This window comes from Leifsonia sp. McL0618, from assembly GCF_049994905.1.
Taxonomy (GTDB): domain Bacteria; phylum Actinomycetota; class Actinomycetes; order Actinomycetales; family Microbacteriaceae; genus Diaminobutyricibacter.
Map to the genome: position 1 here is coordinate 1,719,258 of NZ_CP188258.1, position 16,333 is coordinate 1,735,590.

The following is a 16,333-nucleotide window of genomic DNA, read 5'->3' on the forward strand; positions in this document are numbered from 1 at the left end:
CGCGCTCTGGATTTGGATGCTTGGGACCAATAGTCATGATGTATGCCTGAACCGCACTCACAAGCCGCCCGTCTGTTCGGTGAACGTGTCCGGGATGCCCGGTTGGTCCTCGGCCTCAGCCAGGAGAGCATCGCCGACCTCGCCGAGATGCACGTGACGAACTTCGGCAAGATCGAACGCGGCGTCGCGAACCCGAGTCTCCACACCATCGTGCGGATCGCCGCGGTGCTGGGCGTCGACCCCGCGTCACTCGTCGCGGGTCTGGGTCAGGGTGACCTGCCTGAACGGATGCATGCACTGACCGCCGCCGAATACATCCGCGAGCGCAACCTGCGGTCGGGCTCCGCAGGCTGAGGCCCGTTCAGAAGCTCACCTGCCACAGGTACTCTGCGCCATCGGGCGCGAACCAGCGGACGACCACGATCGTGTCGCGTGCCGGGTCGGGCCCACTGGTCGTGGCATGGATAGCGCCACCCGGACGCACGATCGCGGGTGCCGCAACCCTGAATCTCGACGTTCCGAACACGCTGACCGTCACTCCACGGAGGGTGTCGTCGCCGGTGTTCCGGATGCGGTAATGCGGGGCAGCGGCCCGCTCGACCTGCCAGGGCACACGGTAAGCGGCCGGACGGCGAACGAGCGGTCTGAGGATGCGCGAAATTCTGCGTCGGATCATGCGGCAACGCTAAGTGCCGCATCCGACCATCCTCGTGGTCTCGGCAGCGCCGCCGATGATTTCTGTGGACAACGAGAAGAACGCGTCTGCTGTGGAGGAGCCGACGGTCAGCGAGAAGGCGTCAGACGCCGTAATCCGTGTTGTAGAGCGCGAGAACGTCGTCGATCGGCCCGTCCAGCACCAGCTTGCCCTTGTCGAGGTAGAGGCCGCGCGAACAGAACCGGCGCAGGTCCTTCTCGTTGTGGGAGACGAAGAACAGCGTGCGACCGCCGTCGAGGAGTTCCTCGATCCGTGCGTAGCACTTCTCCCTGAACCCACGGTCGCCGACGGCGAGCACCTCGTCGACCAGGATGATGGGCTCCTCTAGGCGCGAGATGACGGAGAACGCGATGCGCACCTTCATTCCGCTCGAGAGGTGCTTGTACGGGGTGTCGACGAAGTCCTCGATCTCGGCGAACGAGATGATGTCGTCGAAACGGTCGTCGATCTGCGACCGGGTCATCCCGTGGAGGCCGGCCGTCAGGTAGACGTTGTCGCGCACGGTGAGGTCGTCGACGAAGCCGCCGGTGATCTCGATCAGCGGGGCGACGCCCTCTGCGACGACGACATCTCCCTCATCGGGAAGCACGACGCCAGCGACCAGCTTCAGAAGGGTCGACTTTCCCTGGCCGTTACGGCCGACGACGCCGATCGACTCGCCGGGCTGGACATCGAAACTGACGTTACGCAGCGCCCAGAACTCATCGGGCTTGCTGCGCCGGTTGCTCGAGGAGAAGAGGTCTTTGAAAAGGCGGCGGCCGCCACGATTGCGCCGGAAGCGGATGCCGATCGACTGGGCCTCGATGACGGGCGCGGTCATCAGATCTCCTTCAGCACGGCGCGCTCGCACCGTTTGAAGACGAAGAAGCCGACAGCGAGGAGAAGGAGCGACATGATCGTGGCGACCCCCACGAGGAACCAGTCGAGCTCCTGAGGGAAGAACGCCGAGCGGTACAGGCTGAATATGCCGGTGAGCGGGTTGAAGGCCGCCCAGAAGTGCCAGCTGAAGAGCGTGTCCGCCTGCTGGCCGACGGCGGTGGCGCAGTGTTTCGCCGCGATGCCGGGCGTGCATCCGCCGGGCAGGTCGCGCGCGCTGTAGATGATCGGCGAGGCATAGAAGAGGAAGCGCAGGAAGAGTTTCACCGCTCGTTCGAGGTCGCGGAAGAACACCACGAGCGGGGCGACGATCAGACCGACACCGACGGTCAGGATCGCCTGGATGAGCACGGCCAGCGGAAAGAAGAGGATGTTCCAGTTGAGGCTCGCATGGCTGATGATCGCGAAGAGGGCGATCACCGGCAGGGAGGCGAGGAACTCGATACCCTTCGACAGAACGAGGCGATTGACCCAGATCGTGCGGGGGATCGTGGTCGACCGGATCAGTTTGGCCTCGCGGATGAAGGCGCGCGTGCAGTCCGACACGGTGCCGTTGAACCACATCCAGGGGAGCAAAGCAGCCAGGAGGAAGACGATATACGGGTCTTCGCCGACCGACCGCTTGAAGATCTGCGTGAAGACGAACCAGTAGATCGCGCTCATGACGAGCGGATCGAGGATCGACCAGAAATAGCCGAGGGCACTCGTCGAGTACCGCACCCGGAGGTCGCGCTTGGTCAGCAGCCACAGCGAATGACGGTAGCGAGCAGAACGCGTGCGTTGCCCGGGGCGCACTTCGGCGTATGTACTCACGAAACCCATCGTATTGTCCGGCTCCACCACTTACGGTGCAGCGCTAATCAGCGACCATACGACTATACGAAGAGATTCGCCCTTTCGAGGTCTTCGGCGAAGTCGACCTCGACCGCGTACAGGTCGGAGATGTCGACCGGCTCGACCAGCATGCCGTCCTGTTCGATCGCGAGCTCGATGCCACGCTCGAAGTAGTCCTGGTCTCCGACGCGCTGGAGCTGGCGGAGCAGGGCCGCCTTGTCTCCGCTCGACACGTAGTTGATGCCGACGGCTTCGCCGAGGCCGTTCTTCACGGTCTTCGAGAGCTCGTCGATGTAGCCCTCAGCGCCGGTGGTGTATTTGACTTCTTCGTCGGCCACGGACGACGTGTTCACGGTGACGAAGGTCTGGTCGCGGGCGACCATGGCCGCGGCGCGGTCGAGCACCGTCGGATCGAAGACGACGTCGCCGTTCATCCAGAGCACGCCGCCGGCAGTCGATGCCTGGAGCGCGCGCATCAGGCTCTTCGACGTGTTCGTCTGGTCGTACATCTCGTTGTAGACGAAGGATGCGTCGGGGAATGCCTCGATGATGTGCTCGAGCTTGTAGCCGACGACGATCGTCACCTTGGCAGCCTTGCCGAAGGCGTGGTGGATGTTGTCGAACTGCTGCTGCATGATCGTGCGGCCGTCGCTGAGTTCGGTGAGGGGCTTCGGGAGGGTACGTCCGAGTCGGCTGCCCATTCCGGCCGCCAGAATTACTACCTGCGTGGTCATAATCGTCTCCTTGTGTTCCGTGCGGCGCTCTCCTGGCCTGCGCTGGCCGCGCGAATCGCATCCCCAGGAGGATCCTTCACTCGGCGTTCACCCGCACTTACGCGTATCGACACCCCTTTATGCCGACGCCAGTTTACCGATGCACCCCTTCGAGGGGCAGGGGTAGAAGAGGTCGTTGCGCACTCGTGATATTCCTCACAGGACTTTCCTAGGTGAATTCTCAGCCGATTTCCTATGGAACTCCTCAACTTCGTGCGGATGCGCGCAGATCATGGAGGGGCTTGATACGTTAGCGGGGTGAGTTTCGAGCGCCCACCCTCTGACAGCACCGAGTCTTCCGAGACGACGGGAAAGCAGGCGAGCGCTCCGCGGTCGACCACTCGCCGCGCGACCTCGAGCCGGGCGGCGTCTTCGACGCCAAAAGCCTCGACGTCGACGTCGGCGAACCGTGCCGAACCGGCCGCGAAACGGACCACCGCAACGCGTAGTGCGGCAGCCCGAACCACGGCAGACCGTAAACGTGATGAATCCGACGAGGCCGCGGTCGAGTCGACGGTCGTGGCCGAATCCACGCCGAAGGCATCGGAACCGGCGAAGGTCGAGCTCCCGGGAGACGCAGCCGTCTCAGTCCCCGCCGCGAGCCCGCGAACACGCAAGCCCGCGACACGTAAGCCGGCTGCGCGATCGAATGCCCGTGCTTCAACCGAAGCGTCTGCCGCTACCGCTGCTTCTGCCGCCGCGTCGCCTGCTGGCGAGCAGCCGCCGGCGAAGTCCCCGGCGCGCAAGCCGGCGGCCCCACGCACACGTACCGCTTCTCCGGCATCCCAGCCGAAGACCCCGTCCGCCCGAACGCGGTCTGTGAAGCCCGCAGTTTCGACAACACCGGTGATCGCGGAAGAGCTCGTCGTCGAGCTGGCCGTCGCTTCGCCGGTGGAGGTGGCGCCGCTCGTCCCTGAGCCGGCCGAGGTCGTGCCCGTTGTCGAGGATGCCGTCGTGGAGCCGGCGCCCGTCGTCGAAGAGCCCGTCGTCGAGGCGCCCGCCGTAGATGCGTCTGTCGTGGAGTCGCCGATCGAAGAGACTGCGGTTGCAGAAGAGGCCGCAACCGAAGAAGCCCCCGTGGTCGAAGAAGAGCCGGCAGCTGAAGCCCTCATGGCCGAGGAACCCGCGGCGGCCGCCGAGCCCCAGGCGGCCGACATGTGGGTCGTCGACGAGGCGGTCGCGCTCGAAGCGCTTGCTCCCGTCGAAACCGTGCCGGTCCTCGATGAGGCCTACGTCGTCGGGCAACTCTCCGAGCTCGACGAGCCGCTCGCCGATCTCGCGACATCGACGCCTGTTCTGGCGGCGACCACGGAGCTGCCTGTCGCCCCCGATGCCTCGACGGCGCCGGTGGTGCTGTCGCTCTCCGGGCTGGTCAAGCGTTTCGGGGACAACGTCGCCGTCGACGGGGTGAGCCTTGACGTGCGCCGCGGCTCCTTCTACGGCATCGTCGGTCCGAACGGCGCGGGGAAGACGACGACGCTGTCGATGGTGACGGGTCTTCTCCGGCCTGATGCGGGCCGCATCCTCGTGCACGGCGTCGACGCCTGGGCCGATCCCGTCAAGGCCAAACGCACGATCGGGGTACTGCCAGACAAGCTGCGGCTGTTCGACCGGCTCACCGGCGCACAGCTTCTCTATTACTCAGGCACGCTCCGCGGGCTCAAGAACGACGTCGTCCGGTCGCGCTCGGCCGACCTCGCCAAGGCGCTGGGCATCGAGGATGCGCTCAACCGCCTCGTCGCGGACTATTCGGCGGGCATGACGAAGAAGATCGCGCTCGCCGCGGCCATGATCCACTCGCCCCGGCTCCTGGTGCTCGACGAGCCGTTCGAGTCCGTCGACCCGGTCTCCGCTGCCAATGTGATCGACATCCTCCAGCGTTACGTTTCCGCGGGCGGCACGGTCGTGCTCTCGAGTCACGGCATGGACCTCATCCAGCGCGTCTGCGACAGCGTCGCGATCATCGTTCGAGGCCGCGTGCTCGCTGCGGGAACCGTCGACGAGGTGCGTGGCGAGGAGACCCTCGAAGAGCGGTTCGTCGAGCTCGCGGGCGGGCGCAAGGCGGCGGAGGGCATGGAGTGGTTGCACAGTTTCTCCGACTGAAAGTCCGGCTGATGGCCAACATCTTCCGGCGCAGCCCGTGGCAGGTGTTCGGGCTGGTGATCGGCCTCATTTACGGGCTCGGCATCACCGTCGTGATCGTCCTGTCGCTGGTGGGCGCCCGGCTGTCGCCCGACGTGGCGCTGGTGCACAACGTGCTGGTCGTCGTGGGATCCGTCGTGCTTGCCGGATTCCTCCTGCTTCCCCTCGTGTTCGGGGTCGACGACACGCTCGATCCACGCAAGTTCTCTCTCTACGGCATCCCGAACCGAAAGCTGGCGACCGGACTCGCGCTCGCCGCCCTCATCGGCATCCCCTCGCTCGTTCTCACGATCTGCTCGCTGACGACGGTGATCACCTGGTCGCGCGACCCTGGTACGGCATTCATCGCCCTGGTCTGTGCAGTGCTCGCTGTGCTCACCTGCGTGCTGGCGTCACGCATTTCGACGTCAGTCGCCTCCTTCCTGCTGGCGACCAGGAGGTCGCGTGAATTCGGCGGCCTGGTCGGCGTGCTCATCGTGGTGCTGATCTCGCCGGTCGTCATCCTCCTGCTCACGATCGACTGGGGACGTGACGGCCTCCGCGTACTCAACGGGTTCGCGTCCTGGCTCGCCTGGACCCCGCTCGGTGCTGTCTGGTCCGCGCCCGGGGCGGCCGCGCAGGGCGATTGGGGGCCCGCCGTGCTCCAGGTGCTGATCGCAGCGGCCACACTCGGCCTGCTCTGGCTGGCCTGGGTGGGGCTCGTCGCACGCATGCTCGTGACTCCGCAGCGCGAAGCGCAGGCCAAGGCCTACACCGGACTCGGATGGTTCGATCGCCTCCCGGGCGGCCCGACCGCAGCAATCGCCGCTCGCTCCGTCACCTACTGGGGTCGCGACGCCCGATACTGGATCGCCCTCGTGATGATCCCCATCTTCCCGGTGTTCATCGTCGTCGCGCTGACGGTCGCCGGCATTCCCGCGCACTACACGGCACTCCTCCCTCTGCCGATCATGTGTCTGTTCCTCGGGTGGACCATCCACAACGACATCGCCTTCGACAACACGGCGATCTGGCTGCACCTCGTCTCCGGCACCCGGGGGATCGCCGACCGGGTCGGCCGGATCTTTCCCGTCGTGCTCGTCGGCATCCCGCTGATCGCCATCGGGTCGGTGGTGACGACCGCGGCCTTCGGCGACTGGGTCGTGCTGCCCGCTGTCGCAGCCTTGAGCGGCGCACTTCTTCTGATCGGGATCGGCCTCTCGAGCTTCGCCTCGGCCGCCTTCCCTTACCCCGCGACCAAGCCGGGCGACAGTGCCTTTGCGCAGCCGCAGACGTCCGGGGCCTCGGCCGCGCTCGTGCAGTCGCTCAGCTTCTTCGCGATCATCCTTCTGGCCGCACCGATCATTGCGACCTTCGTGCTGGGCCTGCTCGTCTCGCAGTTCTGGATCGTCGTCTCCCCGGTCGTCGCAGTGCTGATCGGCTTCGGAGTGCTGTTCGGGGGCCTCTATCTGGGTGGGAGGATCTTCGACCGGCGAGGGCCGGAGCTTATGGCCTTCGCGACCCGGAACGGCTGATCGCCGACCGACCTACACTGGAAGCATGTACGACGCGAGCATCTCCGAACCTGGCGGTATCCCCGACGGCGGCGGAACGACGACCCTCGACCGTGAGCTCGAAGAGCTGCTCGAGCGCGAGAATATCGAGCCGGGCGACCACGAGCGCTTCTCGCACTATGTGAAGAAGGAGCAGATCCTCGAGTCTGCTTTGACCGGCAAACCGGTCAAAGCGCTCTGCGGCAAGATGTGGACTCCGGGGCGCGACCCGGGAAAGTTCCCGATCTGCCCGACCTGCAAAGAGATCTACGAGAAGATGAGCGACGCCTAGCGGCAGACCGCTAGACGAAGATCGTCGGCAGCACGGGATCGCCGCGTCCCAGCCGGAACGCCTGGTCGGGTAGCTCGGCCATCGCGGAGGCGCGATGCTCGCGCGCAAGCACGACGCCGTCGGGGCCGAGATAGCGCCGGTCGACGACCCCGTCGGTGATCAGCGGGACCAGCAGATCGCGGCCCCGGTCATCCACCTGGTCGCCTTCGCCGAGCACGTGGATGGCCTCCGCGACCGCCCGGCCGGATTCGTCCAGTCGTCGGACGGGATGTTTCCGACCGCCGATGCTGGCCTTGCCATCCGATTTCTTCGCAACCGGGATCCAGTCGCCGGTGTGGCCGCGTGGACGGTGGGCGACCAGCTTGTACACCATGCCGGATGCCGGAAAGCCGCTGCCCGTGACCACGGACGTGCCCACGCCGTACGAATCGACGGGGGACGCTGCCAGCGCTGCGATGGTGAACTCGTCGAGGTCGTTGGTGACGGTGATGCGGGTCTTCGTCGCACCGAGCGAGTCGAGTTGCGAACGCACCTTGCGCACCAGTGATGGGAGGTCGCCGGAGTCGAGGCGCACAGCGCCGAGTTCCGGTCCGGCCACCCGAACGGCGCGCTCGATGGCGCTCCCCACATCGAACGTGTCCACCAGCAGCGTCGTTCCCGGCCCCAAAGCCTTCACCTGCGCGCGGAACGCGTCCTCCTCGGAGTCGTGAAGGAGGGTGAAGGCGTGGGCTGCCGTTCCCATCGTCGGGATGCCCCACGTCCTGCCGGCCTCCAGGTTCGAGGTCGCGCTGAAGCCCGCGATGAAAGCCGCGCGCGCCGCGGCGACCGCAGCCCGCTCATTCGCGCGCCGTGAGCCCATCTCCGCGATCGGACGCCCGGCAGCAGCTGTCACCATCCGGGCGGCCGCGCTCGCAACGGCGGAGTCGAAGTTGAACACGCTGAGGATCAGGGTCTCGAGGATGACACCCTCGGCGAACGGTGCGTCGACGACGAGGAACGGTGACCCGGGGAAGTACACCTCGCCCTCGCGATAGCCGCTGATCGAGCCCGAGAAGCGGTAGTTCGCGAGCCAGTCGATCGTCGCATCCTGGACGACACGGGCGCTGCGGAGCCATTCGAGCTCCTCGTCGCCGAACCGGAACTGCTCGATCAGCGCCAGCAGGCGACCGGTTCCGCCGACGATCCCGTACCGGCGCCCGGCAGGCAGGTGGCGGGTGAAAGCTTCGAACACGCACTCGCGATCGTGGGTGCCCGCCAGCAGCGCGGCATCCAGCATCGTGAGTTCGTAGCGGTCGGTGAGGAGGGCGGATGAACCGGACACGGGGCAAGCCTAGCGATCCGGCCGAAGTTATAGGCTGGCTTCTTGTGACCGATGCACCGATTGGAATCTTCGACTCGGGGGTGGGCGGCCTCACCGTCGCGCGAGCTGTCCGCGACCAGTTGCCGAGGGAGTCGATCCTCTACGTCGGTGACACGGCGCACTCACCGTACGGGCCGAAGCCGATCGCGGATGTACGCCGCTATTCGCTCGAGGTCCTCGACTTCCTCGTCGAGCAGGGAGTGAAACTGCTCGTGATCGCGTGCAACACCGCGTCGTCGGCCATGCTGCGCGACGCGCGTGAGCGGTATGACGTTCCTGTCGTGGAGGTGATCCAGCCCGCAGTGCGACGAGCGGTCGCTGCGACGAAGAGCGGCAGGGTCGGCGTGATCGGAACGGAGGGGACCATCAACTCCCGCGCCTACGAGGACGCGTTCGCCGCGGCACCAGACCTCGAACTTTCCAGTCAGGCCTGCCCGCGTTTCGTGGAATTCGTCGAAGCGGGCGTGACCAGCGGCGCCGAACTGCTCGATGTCGCCGCGGACTACCTGCAGCCCCTGCGCGAGGCGAGGGTCGACACCCTCGTGCTCGGATGCACGCACTATCCGTTCCTCAAGGGCGCGATCTCGTACGTGATGGGGGAGGGCGTGACGCTGGTGTCGAGCGACACCGAGACCGCCAACGACGTCTATCGCGTCCTCGTCGGTGAAGGACTGGAGCGCACGGTGCCGGGTGCGCCGAGCATCCGCTACGAAGCGACCGGAGAGGACGCCGACGGCTTCCTCCGCCTCGCGCACCGGTTGATGGGCCAGGAAGTCGCCACCGTCGACCTGGTGCGCACCGGCACCCTCGACCTCGGCGCGATCGCGGCACACTCCAGCGGGAAGATAGTCTGACCCGGTGAACGAAATCATCCGCGCCGACGGGCGCACCACTGACCAGCTGCGCCCGATCACCATCGAACGCGGGTGGAGCCGCCAGGCCGAAGGCTCAGCACTCATCTCGTTCGGCGACACCCGCGTGCTCTGCACCGCATCGTTCACGAACGGCGTTCCGCGATGGATGTCCGGTAAGGGAAAAGGCTGGGTCACCGCTGAATACGCCATGCTTCCGCGTTCGACGAACGACCGCATGGACCGCGAATCGGTCAAGGGGAAGATCGGCGGCCGCACCCACGAGATCAGTCGGCTGATCGGGCGGAGCCTGCGTGCCGTCGTCGACATGAAAGCCCTCGGCGAGAACACGATCGTGCTCGACTGCGACGTGCTCCAGGCCGATGGCGGTACCCGCACCGCGGCGATCACGGGCGCCTACGTCGCACTCGCCGACGCCTTGGAGTGGGGCCGCGAGCACCGCTTCATCGGGCAGAAAGCGACCCCATTGATCGATTCGGTCTCGGCCGTCTCGGTCGGGATCATCGACGGAGAGCCGATGCTCGACCTCGCGTATGTGGAGGATGTCCGCGCCGAGACCGACATGAACGTCGTCGTGACGGGGCGTGGCCTCTTCGTCGAGGTCCAGGGCACCGCCGAGGGAGCGCCGTTCGACCGCACCGAGCTGAACTCCCTTCTCGACCTCGCGCTCGCCGGAACCACGACCCTGGCGGGCATCCAGGCAGCGGCGATCGCGGAGGCTCGTTGACCGTGCGCGTGGTCCTCGCGACCCACAACGCCCACAAGGTCGACGAGTTCCAGCACATCCTGGGTGCCACGGCTCCCGAGCTGGAGATCGTTGCCTATGACGGCCCGGAGCCCGTCGAGGACGGCGTGACGTTCGCCGAGAACGCGCTCATCAAGGCGCGCGCCGCCGCCGTGCACACAGGGCTGCCCGCTCTCGCCGACGACTCCGGGATCTGCGTGGACGTGATGGGAGGCGCGCCCGGAATCTTCTCCGCTCGGTGGGCCGGCCGTCACGGTGACGCGGTGGCGAACCGTCGACTCCTGCTCGACCAGCTCGCCGATCTGGGTGACGGCAAGCGGGCCGCCCACTTCACGGCCACGATAGCCCTCGTGCTTCCGTCCGGCGAGGAGACGGTGGTGGAAGGTGTGTGGCCGGGCGTACTCGCTTCGGCTGAGAGCGGCGAGAACGGATTCGGTTACGACCCCGTCTTCATCCCCGCCGGACACGATGTCACGGCAGCCGGCCTCGACCCGGCTGTGAAGAATGCGGAGAGTCACCGGGCGCGGGCATTCGAGATGCTGGTGCCCGCCATCCGTGCCCTCGCCAATAGCGCGTGACGCGCCTACCGTTGAATCACGATGAGTCATGACCACGGCCACGCGGCCAACCGCAACCGACTCCTGATCGCGATCGGGATCGTCGGGTGCGTTCTGGTCGTCCAGGCGGTCGGCGCCTGGATAAGCGGTTCCCTTGCGCTGCTCGCTGACGCCGGGCACATGCTGAGCGATCTGGTCGGGCTGATCATCGCGCTCCTGGCGACGATCGTCGCAGCGCGACCGGCGAGTGACCGGCAGACGTTCGGCTACCAGCGGGCGGAGGTCTTCGGGGCGCTGATCAACGGTCTGATCCTCGTCGCTGTCGCCGTCGTCGTCACGATCGGCGCTATCGGGCGCCTGGTCGCGCCCGGGCATGCGGAGGTGCAGAGCACACCGATGCTGGTGGTCGCGGTGATCGCGCTCCTCGCGAATACGGCCGCACTTCTCGTTCTCCGGCCGGCGGCCGGCCATTCGATCAACATGCGGGGAGCGTACCTCGAGGTCTTCGGCGACCTCGTCGGATCGATCCTGGTCATCGCGGCCGCGGTGGTCATCATGACCACCGGTTTCATTCCGGCCGACGCGATCGCCTCACTGGTCATCGCCGCGCTCATCCTTCCGCGGGCGTTCATGCTGCTGCGGGATGTGGTGCGTGTGCTCAGCGAGTCGGCTCCGGCCGACACCGATGTCGCCCAGATCCGCGAGCACATCCTGGGCACTGCAGGCGTGGTGGATGTGCACGATGTGCACGTGTGGGCCATCACGTCGGGTGCACCGGTGTTCACCGCGCACGTCGTGGTGGAGCCGAAGGTGTTCCGGTCGGGCGACACCGGCCGCCTCCTCGACGATCTGTCAGAGTGCCTGGCGAACCATTTCGACGTCGAGCATTCGACGTTCCAGCTGGAACCGGCCGAGCATGCGGCCCACGAGGACGAACTGCACCGCTGAGGGGCGACGGCCGGAGCGTGGTCGCGGGCTCAGAGTTCGGACGGCTTCTTGTCGAAGACGGCCGGGTCGAGCGAGACCTCGGCATCGGTGGGGAGGGCCACGTCGGCAGCCTTCTCGAGGGCGGCTTTCTTCGCCTTCCGGGTGGACCGGATGTAGTGGTACAGCGTCGGAACGAGGGTCACCACGACGGCGCCGATCAGGATGACGTCGATGTACTTCTGCACGAAGTCGGCGACGGGCGGGATGTACCCGATGAGGAATCCGAAGTAGGTCAGGCCGGCACCCCAGAGCAGCGCGCCGATCGCGTTGTAGATGGAGTACTTCTTGTAGTTCATGTGCCCGACGCCGGCGGCGACCGGTGCGAACGTGCGCACGATGGGGACGAAGCGGGCAAGGATCACGGCCAGCGCACCGAACCGCTCGAAGAACTTGTTGGTGCGGCGCACGTTCTCCATGCTGAACAGGCCGGTCTCTTTGCGTTCGAAGATGCTCGGACCGAACTTGTGCCCGATGAGGTAGCCGACTTCTCCGCCGAGGAAAGCTCCCACGGCGATCGCGAGTCCCACCCACCAGATGTCGACACCGAAGACGAGCGACGTGTTCGTCAGGAGGCCCGAGATCACCAGCAGCGTGTCACCCGGGAGCAGGAAGCCGACGAGCAGTCCCGTCTCGGCGAAGATGATCCCGCAGACCACGAGCAGTGCCCACGGGCCGGCCCCGTGGATGATCGCGTTCGGGTCAAGCCACGGAATGAGTGCGGCGTGATGGATCAAGATTCTCCTGTGGGGATTTTTCGGGTGAAGGAATGCTCAGAGTTTAGCGGCGCGCACCTGCGGAATAGATGCGAATGCTGTGGGCCCGCCGAAAGATCATCCTGAGGATGCATTGTGGCTGGAGTGTGCCATCGCTGCGGCTGCGCGCACGTAACCGCCCTGGGAGTCCAGGAAGTGCGGGAGAAGGGACTTGAACCCTCACGCTCGAAAGCACAGGAACCTAAATCCTGCGTGTCTGCCAATTTCACCACTCCCGCTGACGCGGTAACAGGTTACCGTGTCAGGCGAGCAGGTCCTCGACGAGCGGCCTCACGCGGGTCCCGTAGAGCTCGATCGCCTTCATGAGGTGGTCGTGGCCGAGCGTGCCGTTGCTGATCTTGAGGTCGAAGCGGGAAAGGCCGAGTCCTTTGGCCGCATAGGCGATCTTGCGGGCGACGGTCTCCGGCGAGCCGACGACGAGTGCGCCGTCTTCGCCGGCCTCGTGTTCGAAGCGTGCTCGCGTCGCCGGCGGCCAGCCGCGCTCGCGGCCGATACGGTTGGTCATCGTCTCGTAATGAGGCCACAGGGTCTCCTTGGCCTCCTCATCGGTGTCGGCGATGAAACCGGGGGAGTGCACGCCGATCGGCAGGTCCGTGCTCCTGCCGAACTGTTCGAGGGCACGCTGGTAGAGCTCTGTGAGCGGCTGGAACCGCATGGGCCCGCCACCGATGATGGCAAGCATGAGGGGCAGCCCGTAGTGCGCGGCCCTGACGACCGATTCGGGGCTGCCGCCGACTCCTACCCACGTCTTCAGCGGCCCGTTGTCGGGTTTCGGATAGACGCTCTGGTTCTCGAGGGATGCTCGCAGGCCTCCGGTCCACGTGACCGGTTCCTCTTTGAGGAGTTCGGCAAAGAGGTTGAGTTTCTCTTCGAAGAGTTCTTCGTACTGTGTGAGGTCGAATCCGAAGAGCGGGAACGACTCGACGAACGAGCCGCGACCCAGGATGACCTCAGCCCGGCCGCCGGAGACGCCGTCAAGCGTTGCAAAGCGTTCGAAGACGCGCACGGGGTCGTCGGAGCTGAGGACGGTGACGGCGGTTCCGAGGTGGATGTTCGTCGTGCGCCCTGCGATCGCGCCCAGCACGACCTCGGGTGCGGAGACGGCGAAGTCTTTGCGGTGGTGTTCGCCGATTCCGATGAAGTCGAGACCCACCTGATCGGCGAGAACGCCCTCCTCGACCACGTTGCGCAGGACCTGTCCATAGCTGAGCGGTGTTCCGTCGGGTCCCTCGGTGACGTCTCCGAAGGTGTCGATGCCGAGTTCGAGTGTGGCCATGTCGCAATCCCGTCTCTGTGTATGCGTTTGCATGCATCACAACCGGCGCAGGCGCGCGCCTATTCCAGCTCAGGCTATTACGCCCGCGGGTGACCGCCCTTGGGGACGTAGCGCGGCATGAACCGCGCGAGCATCATCGCGCCGGCAAGCCCGACTACCCCCAGCACTCCGCTCGCGAACGCGATCGAGACAACGGCCGTCAGCAGGGAGACGACGAGAGGTGCGACCGCCGACCCGGCATCGCCGGAGAAGCGCCAGGCTCCGAGGAACGGCGCCGGCTGGTCTTTCGGGGCCAGATCGGCGCCGATCGTCATGAGGATGCCGCTTCCGATGCCGTTGGCGAGAGACAGGAACATCGAGACGGCGATGTACCAGCCGACGTTCGTCGGGAGGTCGTGCGTGAACGCGAGCACCAGGAAGCCCAGGCCGAGCCCGACCATCGAAGGGATCGCACTCCACATCCGGCCGAACCGGTCCATGATCTGCCCGCTCGCGTAGAAGAGCGCGAAGTCGATCCCTCCGGCGATGCCGATGATGAGCGCGGTGTTGCTCTCGCTGATGCCGATGCTGACCGCCCAGAGGGGCATGAGCACGGTTCGCGCCGAACGGAGGGCGGAGATCAGGGCGATGCCGGTGCCCATCCGCGCGAGCACCGAGCGGTAGGACCAGATCGTTCGGAACAGGCCCTGGGTGCGTTCGGCCGCGTCCTCTTCGCCCTCGCTGCGGCTGATGCCGTCGCGCCCGACCTCCATCGCCGGCGCGCCGAACATGGCCTCAGGGTCGGGAAGGGCGATCAGCATGATGACCGAGCCGAGACAGCTGACGATGAAGATCCAGAACACGGACTGGATGCTTCCGGTCAGCTGGATGACCACGGAGGCGATCAGGGGACCGACGAACCAACCGGCGCGAAAGACGCCGCCCAGCGACGAGAGTGCGCGTGCGCGGTACTTCACCGGCACGTACGACGTCATGAAGGCGTGGCGTGCGAGCGCGAACACCGCAGTGGCGAGCCCGACGACGAAGATGCCGATGGTGAGCACGAGCGGGTTGGGAGCGACAAGGCAGACGATCACGCCGGCGATCGCGAGGAGTGCTGCCCAGATCATCGACGTGCGCTCGCCGAACCGGCTGACGACCCATCCGCTCGGGATGTCGCCGACGAGTTCGCCGACCATGATCATCGAAGCGATGAACCCAGCGAGCGCGAGGCTTGCGCCGAGATTGCTGGCTGCGATCGGGATGATCGGGATGATCGCACCCTCGCCGATCGAAAAGAGGAGCGTCGGCAGGAAGGCTGCGAGCGCGACGGACCGGAAACTGAATGCGCGCTCTTCGGTAGCCATTGGTTATCACACTACAACTACCGCCCGAAGCGGTTGCCGGTCGGTCGAAGGACGCAGAACGGTAGGCTGGAGGCGACATGATTGAACTTGATCTTTCGCAGCAGATCGCCGAGCTGCGCTCCACCTTCGACGACATCCGAGCCGTCGTCAACGTCGACAAGCTCACCGAGGAGATCGCCCGCCTCAACGAGGAGGCGGGCGTGCCCGACCTCTGGGACGACACGGAACACGCCCAGCAGGTCACCAGCGCACTCAGCCACCGCCAGACCGAGCTCGCACGCATCACGAGTATCGAGCAGCGCCTCGACGACCTCGAAGTGCTGGTCGAGCTCGCGACCGACGGCGAAGGCGACGAAGAATCGGCGACGGAGGCGCGTGACGAACTGGTGTCGCTCCAGAAGACGCTGGGCGAGCTCGAGGTGCAGACCCTGCTCAGCGGGGAGTACGACCCGCGCGCCGCGGTGGTGACCATTCGTGCCGGTGCCGGTGGGGTCGATGCCGCCGACTTCGCCGAGATGCTGCTGAGGATGTACCTCCGATGGGCGGAGCAGCACAGATTCTCGACGACGGTGCTCGACACCAGCTACGCAGAAGAGGCGGGCATCAAGTCGGCGACGTTCGAAGTGGATGCTCCCTATGCGTTCGGAACGCTGTCCGTGGAAGCGGGCACGCACCGTCTCGTGCGGATGAGCCCCTTCAATTCCGCAGGCAAGCGGCAGACGAGTTTCGCAGCGGTCGAAGTGGTGCCGCTGATCGAGCAGACCGAGTCGATCGACATCCCCGACGGAGACATCCGTGTGGATGTGTTCCGCTCGTCCGGCCCAGGCGGCCAGTCGGTGAACACGACCGACTCGGCAGTGCGCATCACGCACCTGCCGACAGGAATCGTGGTGAGCTGCCAGAACGAGAAAAGCCAGATCCAAAACCGGGCAGCGGCCATGCGCGTGCTGCAGTCGCGGCTGCTCCTCCTCCAGCGGGAACAGGAGGCCGCCACGAAGAAGGAACTCGCGGGTGTCATCACGGCGAGCTGGGGCGACCAGATGCGCAGCTATGTGCTCGCGCCGTACCAGATGGTGAAAGACCTGCGCACAGAGTTCGAGGTCAACAACCCGTCGAGCGTCTTCGACGGTGACCTTGACGGCTTCATCAATGCCGGCATCAAGTGGCGCTCGATGGCGCACTCCTCATAGAGCGCTGGATGACCCTCGGCAGTTTCCGTGTCGCTGCTTGATTTACAGCAAGGTCTGCTTAGG

Annotated in this window: 18 protein-coding genes and 1 tRNA gene; 9 read left to right on the forward strand and 10 right to left on the reverse strand. The window is 65.9% G+C overall.

All coding sequences use genetic code 11. From position 1 onward, the window contains the following. The first annotated feature begins 42 nt into the window (after positions 1-42). Positions 43-354 (forward strand): helix-turn-helix domain-containing protein, encoded by a 312-nt coding sequence (locus ACPPVQ_RS08160; RefSeq protein WP_426520435.1) that lies wholly within the window; start codon positions 43-45, stop codon positions 352-354. Between the two features lie 7 nt (positions 355-361). On the opposite strand, the gene ACPPVQ_RS08165 is transcribed toward ACPPVQ_RS08160, so the two are convergent. From ACPPVQ_RS08165 to ACPPVQ_RS08185, 5 genes are all read right to left on the reverse strand, one after another. Next, positions 362-676 carry a hypothetical protein gene (locus ACPPVQ_RS08165; RefSeq protein ID WP_426520437.1) on the reverse strand — a complete coding sequence of 105 codons (315 nt, stop codon included), beginning with the start codon at positions 674-676 and terminating at the stop codon, positions 362-364. Between the two features lie 121 nt (positions 677-797). Further along, entirely contained in the window at positions 798-1,535 is a 738-nt protein-coding gene (locus ACPPVQ_RS08170) for an ABC transporter ATP-binding protein (RefSeq protein WP_426520439.1), read from the reverse strand. Then, positions 1,535-2,404, reverse strand: coding sequence for an ABC transporter permease (locus tag ACPPVQ_RS08175; RefSeq protein ID WP_426520441.1), 870 nt, complete (start codon positions 2,402-2,404; stop codon positions 1,535-1,537). Before ACPPVQ_RS08175 ends, ACPPVQ_RS08170 begins: the two co-directional genes overlap by 1 nt. A 62-nt stretch (positions 2,405-2,466) precedes the next feature. Further along, on the reverse strand, positions 2,467-3,159 hold the full coding sequence (locus tag ACPPVQ_RS08180) for an NTP transferase domain-containing protein (protein WP_426520443.1): 693 nt from the start codon (positions 3,157-3,159) through the stop codon (positions 2,467-2,469). Between the two features lie 269 nt (positions 3,160-3,428). Next, positions 3,429-3,665, reverse strand: a complete 237-nt coding sequence (locus ACPPVQ_RS08185; RefSeq protein ID WP_426520445.1) for a hypothetical protein — start codon at positions 3,663-3,665, stop codon at positions 3,429-3,431. Between the two features lie 352 nt (positions 3,666-4,017). Between ACPPVQ_RS08185 and ACPPVQ_RS08190 the strand changes: the two genes are divergently transcribed. From ACPPVQ_RS08190 to ACPPVQ_RS08200, 3 genes are read left to right on the forward strand one after another with little or no spacing between them, the layout of a single operon-like run. Continuing rightward, positions 4,018-5,301, forward strand: coding sequence for an ATP-binding cassette domain-containing protein (locus tag ACPPVQ_RS08190; protein ID WP_426520447.1), 1,284 nt, complete (start codon positions 4,018-4,020; stop codon positions 5,299-5,301). Between the two features lie 11 nt (positions 5,302-5,312). Next, a complete protein-coding gene (locus tag ACPPVQ_RS08195) occupies positions 5,313-6,854 on the forward strand; it encodes a hypothetical protein (RefSeq protein ID WP_426520449.1) in 1,542 nt (513 codons plus the stop codon). 25 nt (positions 6,855-6,879) lie between these two features. Next, positions 6,880-7,164 (forward strand): DUF3039 domain-containing protein, encoded by a 285-nt coding sequence (locus tag ACPPVQ_RS08200; protein WP_426520451.1) that lies wholly within the window; start codon positions 6,880-6,882, stop codon positions 7,162-7,164. 10 nt (positions 7,165-7,174) lie between these two features. Here ACPPVQ_RS08200 and ACPPVQ_RS08205 read toward each other — a convergent pair whose 3' ends face one another. Further along, entirely contained in the window at positions 7,175-8,485 is a 1,311-nt protein-coding gene (locus ACPPVQ_RS08205; RefSeq protein ID WP_426520453.1) for a nicotinate phosphoribosyltransferase, read from the reverse strand. A 44-nt stretch (positions 8,486-8,529) separates the two neighbouring features. On the opposite strand from ACPPVQ_RS08205, the gene murI reads away from it, so the two are divergent. From murI to ACPPVQ_RS08225, 4 genes are read left to right on the forward strand one after another with little or no spacing between them, the layout of a single operon-like run. Next, on the forward strand, positions 8,530-9,378 hold the full coding sequence (gene murI / locus ACPPVQ_RS08210; protein WP_426520455.1) for a glutamate racemase: 849 nt from the start codon (positions 8,530-8,532) through the stop codon (positions 9,376-9,378). Between the two features lie 4 nt (positions 9,379-9,382). Continuing rightward, positions 9,383-10,123, forward strand: coding sequence for a ribonuclease PH (gene rph / locus ACPPVQ_RS08215; RefSeq protein ID WP_426520457.1), 741 nt, complete (start codon positions 9,383-9,385; stop codon positions 10,121-10,123). Next, positions 10,120-10,719: an RdgB/HAM1 family non-canonical purine NTP pyrophosphatase gene (gene rdgB, locus ACPPVQ_RS08220; protein ID WP_426520459.1), complete on the forward strand. Its 600-nt coding sequence runs from the start codon at positions 10,120-10,122 to the stop codon at positions 10,717-10,719. Before rph ends, rdgB begins: the two co-directional genes overlap by 4 nt. 21 nt (positions 10,720-10,740) lie before the next feature. Continuing rightward, the gene (locus ACPPVQ_RS08225) at positions 10,741-11,646 is read left to right on the forward strand and encodes a cation diffusion facilitator family transporter (protein ID WP_426520461.1); all 906 of its coding nucleotides are present in this window, start codon (positions 10,741-10,743) and stop codon (positions 11,644-11,646) included. Positions 11,647-11,675: 29 nt separating this feature from the next. Here the strand turns inward: ACPPVQ_RS08225 and ACPPVQ_RS08230 are convergent, their stop codons facing one another. The 4 genes from ACPPVQ_RS08230 to ACPPVQ_RS08245 all read right to left on the reverse strand — a co-directional run bounded on the left by ACPPVQ_RS08230 (position 11,676) and on the right by ACPPVQ_RS08245 (position 15,080). Further along, entirely contained in the window at positions 11,676-12,419 is a 744-nt protein-coding gene (locus ACPPVQ_RS08230; RefSeq protein WP_426520463.1) for a DedA family protein, read from the reverse strand. Positions 12,420-12,594: 175 nt separating this feature from the next. After that, positions 12,595-12,676: transfer RNA gene (locus tag ACPPVQ_RS08235), tRNA-Leu, on the reverse strand. Positions 12,677-12,699: 23 nt separating this feature from the next. Continuing rightward, complete coding sequence (locus ACPPVQ_RS08240) at positions 12,700-13,734, reverse strand: LLM class flavin-dependent oxidoreductase (RefSeq protein ID WP_426520465.1); 1,035 nt, start codon at positions 13,732-13,734, stop codon at positions 12,700-12,702. A 77-nt stretch (positions 13,735-13,811) separates the two neighbouring features. Then, positions 13,812-15,080, reverse strand: coding sequence for an MFS transporter (locus tag ACPPVQ_RS08245; RefSeq protein ID WP_426520467.1), 1,269 nt, complete (start codon positions 15,078-15,080; stop codon positions 13,812-13,814). A 77-nt stretch (positions 15,081-15,157) separates the two neighbouring features. On the opposite strand from ACPPVQ_RS08245, the gene prfB reads away from it, so the two are divergent. Next, positions 15,158-16,270, forward strand: coding sequence for a peptide chain release factor 2 (gene prfB, locus ACPPVQ_RS08250; RefSeq protein WP_426520469.1), 1,113 nt, complete (start codon positions 15,158-15,160; stop codon positions 16,268-16,270). Positions 16,271-16,333 lie beyond the last annotated feature (63 nt).